Genomic DNA, 13,091 nt, shown 5'->3' with positions numbered 1-13,091 from the left:
TATGAAAAGTATAAAAATAAAAGTAGGTGTTATTGCAGCTTCATGCATCATGATGTTTGCAGTGAGCTGTGACGATTATCTAGAGGTACTTCCAACTGGACAATTGGGGCAAGCTCAACTTGTTACTTTGGCAGGTATAGACCAATCTTTGATCGCTGTTTATTCTCAAGTGAATGGTAGAAACCTTCGTATGGCTTCTCCTTCCAACTGGGTATGGGGAAGTATCAGAGGTGGTGATGCCAATAAGGGTACTGACCCAGGTGATTTTAACACAATTAACCCAATTGAAAGATTTGAGACGGATGCGGTTAATGTCAATCCAGCTGAAAACTGGAGAGGTTTGTACGAAGGAATAGCCCGTGCGAATAATGTGCTAAGGTTGTTGATAGATAAGGGACCAGATGTAACCGATGCTGATGTTGTGAGAATTACAGCACAAGCAAGGTTCTTGAGAGGTCATTTCTACTTCCAGTTAAAAAGGAACTTCAACAATACCCCTTATGTAGATGAGACAGTTGATTATAAGAATGGTATTGAGGATGTAGTTAATAATCAGGACCTATGGCCATTCATTGAGGCTGACTTTATGTATGCGGCAGAAAATCTTCCTAGTACTCAGTCACAAGTTGGCCGAGTGAACGAATGGGCTGCCAAAACTTATCTAGCTAAGACTTATCTTTATCAGGATAAATTCTCGGAAGCAAAAACTTTGTTCGATGCTATTATTGCTGATGGAATGACGAGTAATGGTAAAAAGTACGGTTTGGTGCCATATTATGATGATGTGTTCAGAGGTGGGAATGAAAACCATGAAGAGTCAATATGGGCATACCAATCTGCTGCCGGTACAGGTTCTGTAAATAATGCAAACCCTGAGTTTGACTTGAACTTCCCTTATAACACGCTTCCAGGTAACTGTTGTGGGTTCTTTGCGCCAAGTTTTACATTTGTAAACTCTTTTAGAACGGATGCAAGTGGACTACCTCTTTTGGATAATAGCTACAATGATCCTGGAAATCGTGTAAAGAATGATATGAATATTACTTCTGCGGATCCATTTACTCCTGATACTGGAAATTTGGACCCGAGAGTAGATCATACTGTAGGACGTAGAGGTTTACCATACCTTGATTGGGAAGATCATAAGGGTAGTGTTTGGATTAGAAAGCAAGACTGGGCTGGACCTTATTCTCCTAAAAAGTACGTGTATGAGAAGTCTGAAGAAGCTGGATTCCTAGATACCAGTTCATGGACACCAGGTTATACAGGTATCAATATCATGATTCTTCGTTTTGCTGATGTTCTGCTAATGGCAGCTGAAGCAGAAATAGAACTAGGAAATCTCGAAGCAGCTAGAGGTTATGTGAATAGAGTTAGAGAAAGAGCTATGAACTCTGCATTGATGAGAGATAATGGTAATATGGCTGCAAATTATAAGGTAAGTCTTTATAATTCTGCTTGGTCTGATTCTGATATGGCCAGAAAGGCTGTCAGATTCGAGCGTAAGCTAGAGCTTGGTATGGAAGGTCATAGATTCTACGATCTAGTTCGTTGGGATACTGTTCAGGAAGAAATGGATAGATATTTTGCTTTGGAAGGAGTAATGTTGCCAGCACAAATGGCTGGAGCTAAATTCACTGATAAGCATAAATTGTTACCAATTCCTCAAGGACAAATTGACTTGTTAGGACCGGATGTGCTAATCCAAAATCCTGGATTCTAATACACTTGATTTATAACTAGTAAAAAGGGGGGCATTTGTCTCCCTTTTTTTTTGAAATAGCAGGCAATTAAAACGCTTAAAGTTTCCCATATGCCTCAAAAATGGTAATTTCAACGCACCCTAAGTACCCAATCTATCTATTATGAAATTTTCCTATTATAGCCTAGTAGTTTTGATTCTATTGGCTTTTTCATCCTGTAATAAAGAGCCTACCTTATTCGAACTTATCCCCGCTAGTAAGACAGGAGTTGATTTTAGTAACACGATTGTAGAGTCTGACTCCTTTAATATTCTTACTGATGAATACATCTTTAATGGTGGAGGATTGGCTGTTGCTGATTTTGATAATAATGGTTTTCCAGATCTGTTTTTTACTGGAAATCAGGTTTCGAATAAACTATATCTGAATTCTGGAAATTTCAAGTTTGAAGATGTAACTGAAACTGCTGGTGTAGCTGCGGCTAATCAATGGTGTACAGGCACAGTCGCAGTAGATATCAATGGCGATGGCTGGATGGATATCTATGTAGCTTCTGCTATGAAGCTTGGGCCAGGAGAGCGAAACAACCTGCTCTATGTCAATCAAGGTAAAAATCCTGAAGGTACTATTACGTTCAAGGAGATGGCTGCTGACTATGGTATTGCCGATGCTGGAAATGCCATGTGGGCAGCTTTCATAGATTATGATCTAGATGGAGATCTGGATCTGTATGTGCTCAATAATGAGCAGAGTAAAACGGTGCCAAGTAATTATCGCGAGAAGATCGTGGATGGATCAGCGATTAATAATGATAAGTTCTATCGAAACAATGGGGATTGCTCCTTTACTGATGTGACTATTGAGGCGGGAATTACGATTGAAGGTTTTGGCTTGGGCGTGTTAGTCTCGGATTTGAATAATGACGGCTGGCCAGATATTCATGTCAGCAATGACTATGTAACTAACGATATTCTATATATCAATAATCAGGATGGCACTTTTTCGAACCAATCCAAAGAGATGCTGAGACATCAGAGTCAATTTTCGATGGGAGCTGATATCTCTGATTTCAACAACGACAGTAAGCCAGATATCATCACCCTAGATATGCTAGGGGAAGACAATTACCGAAAGAAAACTACCATTGGCAACAACTCCTATCAGGTATACATCAGCAATGAACAATGGGGCTATGAATACCAATATGTTCGGAATATGCTTCAAATGAATAATGGGACAGATGTGCCATTTAGTGAGATCGGGATGATGGCGGGCGTATATCAGACTGATTGGAGTTGGGCGCCCTTATTCGGAGATGTGGACAATGATGGCTACCGAGATTTATTAGTGACCAATGGATTTCCAAGAGATATCACAGATAAGGATTTTGCTAACTATAGAGCCGATGTAGGGAGTATAGCTACCGTTCGGCAGTTGCTCGATTCTATTCCAATTGTGAAAATCCCAAATTACGCCTTTAAGAATAACGGTGATTTGACTTTTGCTGATGAAGGAAAGGCTTGGGGCCTGAACAAACCTTCCTTTTCCAATGGGGCCGCTTTCGTAGACTTGGATGCTGATGGCGACCTAGACTATGTGGTAAATAATATCAATGATCCAGCATTTGTATTTGAGAATACGCTCAATAACGCTGAAAATAAGAACAATTATATCAGGCTTAAACTCAATGGTCCGACTTTAAATCCACAAGGATTGGGAGCCAAAGTTCTTATTTCACTTCCAGATGGTGGGCAGCTCTACCAAGAGCAGCAGGTAGTAAGAGGCTATATGTCCTCCATAGATGAAGTGATGCATTTTGGGGTAGCAGAGGCTTCTGAGATTCCTGAAATCCGAGTGATTTGGCCCGACGGAAAAGAGAGCTCTCAGACTAATGTGAAAGTAAATCAACAACTTGAATTTGCCCATGCTGATGCAAAAACAGGAAAGAATCAGCTTGCGATAGTAGACTCGGATTTGACCAATGTGATTTTTGAAGAGGTGTCCTCGGCCAAAGGATTGGAATATACCCATGAGGAAGAGGATAAGGTTGATTTCAATATTCAAAGAGTAATACCACATAAGCTGAGTCAGTATGGACCTAGCTTGGCTGTTGGAGATGTGAATGGTGATGGATTGGAAGATTTGGTGGTGGGCTCAGCTTCTGGCTTTGCTCCGCAGGTGTTTACCCAAAATATAGATGGGGTATTTTCCGCAAGTGATATTATCGCTGAAGAAGGTAATTTCTTTGAAGAGATGGGGATCTTACTGTTTGATGTAGACAATGATTCTGACTTAGATATGTACTTGGTTGGAGGTAGCAATGAGTTTTTAGGAGATGCTACTGAGTACTCTGATCGCTTATTTTTAAACGATGGGAGAGGGAACTTCACAATTGATAAGGATTTCTCTTCAGTAAAAGCAAGTGGTTCTACGGTGCGTGGAGCTGATTTCGATGGAGATGGATTTATGGATTTGTTTGTTGGTGGGAGAACTCCCGTGGCTAAATATCCTTTTCCTGATAGAAGCTTCCTTCTCAAAAACATAAATGGGCGACTTCAGGATGTAACAGATGAAATTGCTCCTAAGCTTCGCAAAGTTGGAATGGTGACCGACGCCGTCTGGTCAGATGTAGATGCTGATGGACTAGTAGACTTGGTGGTAGTAGGCGAATTGATGGAGATTTCCGTGTTCAAAAATACTGGAGACAAACTTTCAAAGCTGGAAAACACAGGTCTTGAAAATTACTTGGGCTGGTGGAACTCCATTGTTTCAGGTGATTTTGATCAAGATGGAGATACTGATTTTGTGGTAGGAAATCTAGGTGAAAACAATTCTCATCACCCAACTGCGGAAAGGCCGGTAAAAATCTACGCGAAGGACTTTGATAATAACGGCAGTGTGGATCCAGTTACTTTTGCTTATTACAAGGATCGTGAAGGGAATTATAACTCCTTCCCAAGTCATTTCTGGGGAGATCTATATGGGCAAAGCACGCTATTTAGAAAGAAGTTCGAACGATACAAACTGTATGCTTTGAGTACTGAAGCGAGTATTTTCTCAGAAGAAGAGAAGAAAGATGCGTTGATTCTCACAGGGAATTATGACAAAACTGCCTATATAGAAAACCTTGGTGGCGGGAAGTTTCAGGTTAAGCGACTTCCGACATTGGCACAGATAGCTCCAGTAAATGGGCTTAGCACAGAGGATGTCAATAGAGACGGTTTTCTCGATGTAGTGATGGTTGGTAATGACTACGGCAATGAGATTTTTGTAGGTCGCCTTGACGCTCATTTAGGCTTGGTGTTATTAGGAGATGGAAAAGGAAACTTTACACCAATGAGTCCCCAGGAAAGTGGATTTGTGGTTCCAGGAGATGGTAAAGCTTTGGTGAAAATAGCTTCAGCACAAGGAGGACCATTGCTGGTAGCTTCGCAAAACAGAGGAAAGCTCCTGGCGTTTCAACAGCAAAGTGCTCAAGCAAGCCAATCTATTACGCTGGGTCAGGAAGTGATGGCTGTGATTTTGGAATTGGAAAATGGTCAAAAACAACGAATAGAAACTAGTCTTGGTGCTGGATTCCTTTCCCAATCAGGCAGAGAAATATCCCTGCCTAAGAGAATCAAAGGGATCCAATTACAAGATTATAAAGGTGATTTCAAGGCTGTTGATATGAGTTCCTTGGATTGATTACTTATATAGTTTTCCAGGCTGTGCTTCACAGATATCAATCATAAGCTCAGCCACCTTACTCGTGACATCTTCAAAATATTTCCTCCCTTTTTCTGGGGAGGATTTTTTTGGATTACCAATACCTGTATCTGCTGATACTTCAGACCATTTTCGTTCGGCCCAAGCCCATTTTTCTTGTACTCCTGTGATGACAGATTTTTTTTCTGAACCATCTCCGGCCTGCTCCAGTGGCAACACCAATTCTGGATGCAAATACATTACGATGGAAGTTTCCATTTCATCTGCATGATCTCCTGCTTCTTCAAAATAGTTAGCCTTATCCAGAGACTGAAACCAGTTGCAGGTAAAAAGCATCATGTCCGGGAACTTCAAGCCCAGCTCTCGGAGCATAGTTTTGAAATCATTTCCACCATGACTATTTAAGATTAAAAGTTTCTTAGTTCCTTGCCTATCTAGAACAGTAATGATGTCCTGCAGGATCATAAGCTGCGTACTTGGATTTAGGTTGATATCCAAATAGATGTCGGACTGCCCAGTATTTACACCAAAAGGAATGGTGGGCATAATGGTGACATTTGCTCCCTTTTCCCATGCTTTCCTACCTGATTCGCTAGCTACGGCGTTTGCTTCATACACGTCAGTGCCATACGGCATATGGTAATTATGCGCTTCCGTTGCTCCCCAAGGCAATACAGCCAAGTCAAATCGGTGGTTTTTAAGAGTTTTCCAGTTGGATTCTGCTAGCAAATAAGGTTTCATAGGTAGATAATTGTTTTTGAGTACAGAGATGAGCTTCGCAAAACTGAAAGTTACTCCTAGTTAGCCTAGCTCAAAGCTGCTCAGACAAAATTGATTTTGAAGGAAATGAAAGAAAGTAGGTCAAAATAGCCCCATTTTTAATAATTTCAGGCCTGACTCTAAATTAACTCTAATGTCTCAAAGAAGAAAGTTTATAAAGCAAACCCTCATGGGCTCAGCCCTGTTTATACCAGGAGTTTCTAACATCGCTGAAGCAAAGTCCCCCGCTCTTATCAAAGGAGAAAAGCCACTTATTTTGTCAACATGGAATCATGGATTGCCAGCAAATGCTGCGGCTGTGGCAAAGCTCAAAGCTGGTGGGACTATCATAGATGCGGTGGAAACGGGAGTTCGTGACACGGAATTGGACCTGAGTAATTTGTCTGTAGGATTGCAAGGCTTACCAGATCGAGAAGGAATTACTACTCTGGATGCATCCATTATGTCAGGAGATGGTTCCTGTGGCGCTGTAGCTTTTGTGAGACAGGTAAAGCATCCTATTTCCCTAGCAAGAGTGGTAATGGAAAAGACGCCGCATGTGATGATAGTAGGAGAAGGAGCCAGACAATTGGCTATTGCCGAAGGTTTTCCTATCGAAAAGGAGGAGCTAAGTCCAAATGCGAAAAAGGCATATTTGAAGTGGAAGGAGACTAGCCAGTATAAGCCAATCATAAATATTGAGAATCACGATACTATTGGCATGATCGGGATGGATGCCAAAGGGAATATGGCCGGAAGTTGTACCACCAGTGGTCTTTCTTATAAAATGCATGGTAGAGTTGGAGATAGCCCAATTATTGGCGCTGGTCTATTTGTAGATAATGAGGTTGGTGCTGCTACGGCAACTGGTCTTGGAGAATCAATTATTCGAATCTGCGGTAGCTTTTTGATAGTAGAACTAATGCGTCAAGGGCGTACTCCGCAGGAAGCTTGTGAAGAGGCAGTGAAGCGATTGATAGCAAAGAATAAGGATATAAAAGATATTCAGGCAGGTTTCCTTGCGATGAATAAAGATGGTGAAGTGGGTGCTTATGCGGTTCATCCAGGCTTTAACTATGCGAAAGCAACGCTACAAAAGAATGAGATGATTGATTCAAACTCACAATTCACCGGATGAGTAAAATAATTTTAGAATCTCCAGTGTTCAATGTGGAAGCAGCGCTAGAAGCAGCTGAATTTGGGATTGATCGATTGGAGCTATGCGCTAATTTTCCTGAAGGGGGTGAAACGCCAAGCGCAGGAATGCTCAAGTTTTTGAAAACTGAGATTGATATCCCTGTTTTTGTCATGATTAGACCTAGAGGTGGAGACTTCTCTTATTCTCAAAAAGAGCTGATGGTCATGAAACGGGATATTGAGTTGCTGGGTGCTCAGGGAGCGGATGGTTTTGTGTTTGGTGCTTTGAATAATCAAGGTTTGGTAGATACTGATTCCTGTGAATCCCTGCTGAGAACTGCCTCTGGCAAACCCTGTACATTTCACCGTGCGTTTGATGCTTCTGCAGATTACTTTGATTCTTTGGAGAAAATCATTTCCTGTGGTTTTGATCGGATCCTGACTTCCGGAGGAAGGAATTCTGTCACTGAAGGACTGGATTTGCTCAAAGAATTGCTTGTAAAAGCTCAGGATAGAATCAGTGTAATGCCAGGTGGAGGCTCCAAGCCTGAGCATGTATTGGAGTTGAGAAAAACCGGTTTCTTAAAAGAAATTCATGCTTCCTGCAAAACGCTGAAGCCTTCTTTAAATCAATATGTCAATCCTGATTTGTCATTCTCCGAAGACCCAAAATCCTTTACTCATCACCTTAGAATAGATCAAAAAGTAGTCAATCAGTTTTTGGAAGTGATAGGAGAATGATGTGGAGAAATTTGATAGTGCTAATTGTCCTGTTGCTATCGTTTTCATGCAATCCGATTTCAGAGCGAAAGCAGCCTCCGCCTAGTTTGGAATTGCTGGCGGCAACGGATCTGAATCTAAATGGAGAGCAGCTAGCCAATGCCTACTGTGCAACCTGTCATATCAAGCCTGAACCCGATATACTTGACAAGTCTATCTGGAGGGAAAAGGTGCTTCCTGATATGAGGAAGCGGATGGGGCTCATTTTGGCAGAGGATTTTGGGCAGGCATTGCCTGAAGATACCGGCGTTCCTCCGGGAGTTTATTCCAAGAAACAATTTATTCGAGCTACAGACTGGGAGAAAATCCTCACATATTATTTAGATAATGCGCCAGAGTCTGCTTTGCCACAGGTGAAAAAACCGGAGCCTAGAAAGGGTATTCCTGGTTTTGCAATTTCTAGACCTGACTTTCATAGAATAAAGGGCAATCTATCTACCATGCTAAGAGTTCAGCCCGAAACGGGTGACCTGTGGCTAGGAGATCGCCTAAAAATGATCTATATCCTAGATTCCAAAAATGGTTTTCTTATCAAGGATTCTATTCCAACTGAAGTAGCTCCGGTGGATATAGTCTGGTCGGATGATAATTCCTTCGAATTACTGACGATGGGCCGAATGGATCCAGCGAGTGATACCTTGGGTAAGGTTTCAAAATTTTGGAATGAATCTGGAGAATGGAAAAGTGAGGAACTTTTGAACAAGCTAATACGTCCTGTCAATCTTGCTGTAGCAGATTGGAATGGAGATGGAGAGGAGGATCACGTGGTTTCTCAATTTGGCGATCACTTTGGGAAGATGAGTATTTACCTTTCAGGAGCTACTGGAGCCTCTGAATTAATCTTACGTCCAGAGCCCGGAGCTAGGCGGGCGCTAGCAGTTGATTTTGATCAAGATGGAGATTTGGATGTGCTTGGCCTGATGGCGCAGGCTCAGGAGGGAGTCTATGTCTGGCTCAATGAAGGTGATGGGCAATTCAAGGAGAAAGCCTCGCTACGTTTTCAGCCTGCTTTTGGCGCGAGTGATTTTCGGTTTGTGGATCTGAATAAGGATGGACACAAGGATATCATTATCGTGAATGGAGATAACGCAGATTTGTCTCAAGTTCTCAAGAATTACCATGGCGTTCATATCTATTTGAACGATGGGAAAAATGAATTTGAAGAATCTTGGTTCTATCCTATGCATGGAGCAAGTGGGATAGAAATAGCGGATTTTGATGGTGATGGCGACCAGGATTTCTTTGTGCTATCATTCTTTCCTGATGGTTCTCAGCTGCCAAAGCAGGACTTGGTATTCTTCCAACAAAATGAAAAGAGAGGATATGATCCTTTTGTGTTGGTGGAAAGTTTTGAAGCACATTGGCTGACCATAACCTCCGGTGACACTGATTTGGATGGTGACATTGATGTGGTAGTTGGGGCCTTCGAATTTGAGGATCTTTACAGGGGAGCAAAAAATACTTGGACACCTTTTATTTACTTAGAAAACGAAATGAATTAAGATTTCGGTCTTCTTGTATTTTTAAAAATATAGTACTGATTAAACATATTTAATAAACTATAATTTTTTATTGTATTGTTTTTTCAGTAATTTATTCTTTCATCCTTAATTTTTAAACCATGGTAAAAAGTTTTCAAGGGGTTAGAAAAGCAGAACCAAAAAAATCCCCGATTCCGCAAATTCTTGTCAAAGAATATATGAGTACTAGTTTGATTACTTTCAAACCAGATGACACCATAGATCAGGTGATGGAAGTGCTCACAAAACGAAGGATTTCTGGAGCGCCTGTGATTGATGCCTCAGGAGCATTGGTTGGAATTATTTCGGAGGTGGATTGCCTCAAAGAGATCATTAAGGGGAAATATACCAATACACCGAAATTCCCTGCAAAAGTAAGCGAGCATATGTCTGTGCATGTGCTGACACTTTCGCCAGATCTATCAATATTCGATGCTGCATCCAGATTTTTGGACTACAAAATCCGAAGATTCCCAGTGATGAAAGATGGAGTGCTTTTGGGACAAATCAGTCTCAGTGATATCATCAGGGCATTTCCAACCATGAAGCATACTACTTGGTAAAAGAAAGAGTCCCAAAAGGGAATGCCCCCATTAGATAAAAATCTTAATGGGGGCATTTTTTTAAAATCTGTGTTTCCTCTGCTAGCCTAGCCTTGAACTAGAATTAGGAGGGGGCAGGAATTGCGGTTTGTCATACAGATCCTACTTTTCACCCCTACCTTCTTACTTCCTGATCACTGATAATACGCTTAACAGAGCACTTTCAGCTTCATTTTGAGCCCTCAATCGCTCTCTCCACATCTAGGATGATATCTTCATAATGTTCCAGTCCTACGGATAATCGCACCAATCCATCAGATATCCCAACTTGCGCTCTTTCCTCTGCTGAAAGTTTGCTGTGGGTAGTGGAAGCCGGATGAGTGATTATACTTCGGCTATCGCCAAGATTAGCTGTGATGGAGATCATTTGCAGCTGATCGATAAATCGCTGAGCACGTTGTCCTCCACCTTTCAAATCCAAGGTGATTACTCCACCGCCTTGACTCATTTGTTTTTTGGCGATTTCGTACTGCGGATGGGATTTCAAGAAAGGGTACTTTACTGCAAGCAATTCTGAGTTCCCTTCGAAATACTCCGCTAGTTTAAGTGCATTGCTACAATGTCTATCCATTCTTAGCCCGAGTGTTTCCATGCTTTTAGCAAGTATCCAAGCATTGAATGGAGAAATAGAAGGCCCAGTATGTCTGGCGAAAAAATGTACATCTTTCATCAGATCTGCCTTACCCAAGATTAATCCTCCTAGCACACGCCCTTGCCCATCGATGTATTTGGTGGCACTGTGCGTCACGATATGAGCGCCCCATTTTGCTGGCTGCTGTAGATATGGGGAGGCAAAGCAATTGTCCACTACTAAGATCAGATTATGAGCTGCTGCAAATTTCCCTGCCCATTCTAGATCGATGATCTCCAAGCCAGGGTTGGAAGGAGTTTCGATAAAAAGCATTTTGGTATTCGGTAGTACGAGTTTGTCCCAATTTAAATAATCTGAAATATCACCGTAAGTCGAGCTGATACCCCATTTGGGAAATACCCGTGTCAATAACTGATGAGTAGATCCAAAAAGTGAGCGTGCAGCTAGCACATGATCTCCCTGCTGAAGTAGCGCTGCTATGCTACCAAACATCGCGGCCATCCCTGAGGCTGTCGCAAAACCATCTTCCGTGCCCTCTGCAGCACAGACTTTTTCGATCAAATCGCTGGAATTGGGATTGGCATATCGAGAATAGATGTTTCCCTGAATCTCATCTGCAAAAGTAGCTCTTGCTTCTTCTGCTGAATCAAAAGTAAAGCTAGATGTAAGGTAGATCGGAGCAGAATGCTCTCGTTGACTGGATTTGGATGGGGCGATCCGTACAGAATTCGTTTCGAAATGGGTACTCATTTGTTGATCAGTTTAGATTTTGATACTACTAATCAAGCAGATTTGAGAAAATCAAACCCAGAGGCGAAGAACGAACTAAAAAGGGATTATTTGTAAATTAAGCCAATCTATAGTTCCCGCAAAGGGTAGGATTTGGCACCGTTCTCCGTTTCGGGATGGTTGCCAGAGGGTTATAGAGCCTAATCTCTCGCCTCTTCTTTATAAATCAGTTGCCTGAAGTGATGCAAAGAAAGACCGAGATTTGATGATTTCCAAATCTTATTCGATCAATCGTTAAATAGGTTCATTGTTCGGTCTATTCCAATAGCGCAAAAACTTAGGCTCATTTCTATCGCTTTGTCCATGGTGATAGGTAATTCATCAAATTCCTGAGCAGTGAATTTGCCTAGTACAAAATCAATCTGTCTGCCTTTTGGAAAGTCATCGCCAATTCCCATTCTAAGCCTAGGGTAATTTTGGCCTCCTGTGAGTTCTTCGATGTTTTTCAGGCCATTGTGTCCAGCGGCACTTCCTTTGGGTTTCATACGGAGTTTACCAAATGGAATGGCTACATCATCTACGATGACCAAGGTGTTTTCTTTGGCTACTTGAAGATCTTTCATCCAATAATTCATCGCCTTACCACTGAGGTTCATATAAGTAGTAGGCTTGATCATGTGGATCGTTCTTCCTTTGTGCTTAAACTCCGTTTTGAAAGCTAGTCGATCACTTTTCCAAGTACAGCCTTTTTCATCCGCAAGTCTGTCAACAGTCAGGAAGCCAATATTATGGCGGGTGAGTTCGTATTCAGGGCCTATGTTTCCCAGTCCAATTATCAGGTATTTCATTGTTTCTACTGTATTCTGGCTTTAAAATAAAAAATCCTGCCCAGTTATGGGCAGGATTAATGTCGAATTCAAAAAGGAAATTAAACTTCCTCCTCTTCGCCTTTCTTTCCTCTAAGTGCTCTTGGTACACCAATAGTCACGATGGAAACGTTTGGACTAGTCAAGATTTCAAATCCTTTTTGATCAGCTAAATCTTCAACTTTGAAAGATTTACCCAAGTCAAGTTTTGAAATGTCAATAGTAATGAAGTCAGGGAAGTCATTTGCAAGACCTTTTACTTTCAATACTCTTGTTTTCAATTCCAATTTACCACCTTTAGCGATACCTGGAGAGTTACCTACAACTTTCACAGGAATTTCGAATTTGATAGCCTTATTGTCAGAATAGGCAACAAAGTCAGCATGCATTAGCATTTCACTTACTGGGTGAAACTGTGCATCCTTCAATATTGCTTTGATGATAGTACCTTCGATGTTCAATTCTACCAAGTGAACCTCTGGAGTATAAATCAAGTCTCTGAAAAGGATGATTGGAGAGTAGAAGTGAATCTGCTCTTTGATACCAGGTCCGTAAACCACACAGGGAACATTACCTGATTCTCTCAATTCAGAAAGACTGGCACTGTCGAGATTTGCTCTTTTAAACCCTATAACCTCTAGTGTTTTCATATGCTTTTAATTAGTTTTTAATTGTCATATGGAATCTTGCATTAC

10 protein-coding genes and 1 riboswitch are annotated in these 13,091 nt (G+C 41.5%); of the genes, 6 read left to right on the top strand and 4 right to left on the bottom strand.

Annotated features, from left to right (window positions below; translation table 11 throughout):
• The first annotated feature begins 1 nt into the window (after position 1).
• Positions 2-1,723 (top strand): RagB/SusD family nutrient uptake outer membrane protein, encoded by a 1,722-nt coding sequence (locus LV85_RS02065; protein ID WP_111316542.1) that lies wholly within the window; start codon positions 2-4, stop codon positions 1,721-1,723.
• A 142-nt stretch (positions 1,724-1,865) separates the two neighbouring features.
• On the top strand, positions 1,866-5,390 hold the full coding sequence (locus LV85_RS02060; RefSeq protein WP_111316541.1) for a VCBS repeat-containing protein: 3,525 nt from the start codon (positions 1,866-1,868) through the stop codon (positions 5,388-5,390).
• On the opposite strand, the gene LV85_RS02055 is transcribed toward LV85_RS02060, so the two are convergent.
• A complete protein-coding gene (locus tag LV85_RS02055; RefSeq protein WP_111316540.1) occupies positions 5,391-6,152 on the bottom strand; it encodes a creatininase family protein in 762 nt (253 codons plus the stop codon).
• Positions 6,153-6,324: 172 nt separating this feature from the next.
• Here LV85_RS02055 and LV85_RS02050 point away from each other — a divergent pair, with 172 nt between their 5' ends.
• The 4 genes from LV85_RS02050 to LV85_RS02035 all read left to right on the top strand — a co-directional run bounded on the left by LV85_RS02050 (position 6,325) and on the right by LV85_RS02035 (position 10,170).
• Positions 6,325-7,308, top strand: a complete 984-nt coding sequence (locus tag LV85_RS02050) for an isoaspartyl peptidase/L-asparaginase family protein (RefSeq protein WP_111316539.1) — start codon at positions 6,325-6,327, stop codon at positions 7,306-7,308.
• Entirely contained in the window at positions 7,305-8,048 is a 744-nt protein-coding gene (locus tag LV85_RS02045) for a copper homeostasis protein CutC (protein ID WP_111316538.1), read from the top strand. The genes LV85_RS02050 and LV85_RS02045 overlap by 4 nt, the downstream gene beginning before the upstream one ends.
• Positions 8,045-9,589, top strand: a complete 1,545-nt coding sequence (locus LV85_RS02040) for an FG-GAP repeat domain-containing protein (protein WP_111316537.1) — start codon at positions 8,045-8,047, stop codon at positions 9,587-9,589. Before LV85_RS02045 ends, LV85_RS02040 begins: the two co-directional genes overlap by 4 nt.
• 119 nt (positions 9,590-9,708) lie before the next feature.
• Positions 9,709-10,170 (top strand): CBS domain-containing protein, encoded by a 462-nt coding sequence (locus LV85_RS02035; protein ID WP_111316536.1) that lies wholly within the window; start codon positions 9,709-9,711, stop codon positions 10,168-10,170.
• Positions 10,171-10,378: 208 nt separating this feature from the next.
• Here LV85_RS02035 and LV85_RS02030 read toward each other — a convergent pair whose 3' ends face one another.
• The 3 genes from LV85_RS02030 to LV85_RS02020 all read right to left on the bottom strand — a co-directional run bounded on the left by LV85_RS02030 (position 10,379) and on the right by LV85_RS02020 (position 13,046).
• Entirely contained in the window at positions 10,379-11,551 is a 1,173-nt protein-coding gene (locus tag LV85_RS02030; protein WP_111316535.1) for a trans-sulfuration enzyme family protein, read from the bottom strand.
• A gap of 104 nt (positions 11,552-11,655) precedes the next feature.
• Positions 11,656-11,758, bottom strand: a riboswitch (SAM riboswitch).
• A gap of 59 nt (positions 11,759-11,817) precedes the next feature.
• Complete coding sequence (gene pth, locus LV85_RS02025) at positions 11,818-12,378, bottom strand: aminoacyl-tRNA hydrolase (protein WP_111316534.1); 561 nt, start codon at positions 12,376-12,378, stop codon at positions 11,818-11,820.
• An 80-nt stretch (positions 12,379-12,458) separates the two neighbouring features.
• A complete protein-coding gene (locus tag LV85_RS02020) occupies positions 12,459-13,046 on the bottom strand; it encodes a 50S ribosomal protein L25 (protein ID WP_111316533.1) in 588 nt (195 codons plus the stop codon).
• Between the last annotated feature and the right edge of the window lie 45 nt (positions 13,047-13,091).

It is taken from the genome of Algoriphagus chordae (assembly GCF_003254055.1).
GTDB lineage: Bacteria > Bacteroidota > Bacteroidia > Cytophagales > Cyclobacteriaceae > Algoriphagus > Algoriphagus chordae.
This window is presented reverse-complemented; position numbering and strand designations above follow the sequence as displayed.

Excerpts from the sequence above, each read along its gene's own strand:
- LV85_RS02065 (WP_111316542.1), top strand. The coding sequence starts at position 2 with ATGAAAAGTATAAAAATAAAAGTAGGTGTTATTGCAGCTTCATGCATC.
- LV85_RS02060 (WP_111316541.1), top strand. The coding sequence starts at position 1,866 with ATGAAATTTTCCTATTATAGCCTAGTAGTTTTGATTCTATTGGCTTTT.
- LV85_RS02055 (WP_111316540.1), bottom strand. The coding sequence starts at position 6,152 with ATGAAACCTTATTTGCTAGCAGAATCCAACTGGAAAACTCTTAAAAAC.
- LV85_RS02050 (WP_111316539.1), top strand. The coding sequence starts at position 6,325 with ATGTCTCAAAGAAGAAAGTTTATAAAGCAAACCCTCATGGGCTCAGCC.
- LV85_RS02045 (WP_111316538.1), top strand. The coding sequence starts at position 7,305 with ATGAGTAAAATAATTTTAGAATCTCCAGTGTTCAATGTGGAAGCAGCG.
- LV85_RS02040 (WP_111316537.1), top strand. The coding sequence starts at position 8,045 with ATGATGTGGAGAAATTTGATAGTGCTAATTGTCCTGTTGCTATCGTTT.
- LV85_RS02035 (WP_111316536.1), top strand. The coding sequence starts at position 9,709 with ATGGTAAAAAGTTTTCAAGGGGTTAGAAAAGCAGAACCAAAAAAATCC.
- LV85_RS02030 (WP_111316535.1), bottom strand. The coding sequence starts at position 11,551 with ATGAGTACCCATTTCGAAACGAATTCTGTACGGATCGCCCCATCCAAA.
- pth (WP_111316534.1), bottom strand. The coding sequence starts at position 12,378 with ATGAAATACCTGATAATTGGACTGGGAAACATAGGCCCTGAATACGAA.
- LV85_RS02020 (WP_111316533.1), bottom strand. The coding sequence starts at position 13,046 with ATGAAAACACTAGAGGTTATAGGGTTTAAAAGAGCAAATCTCGACAGT.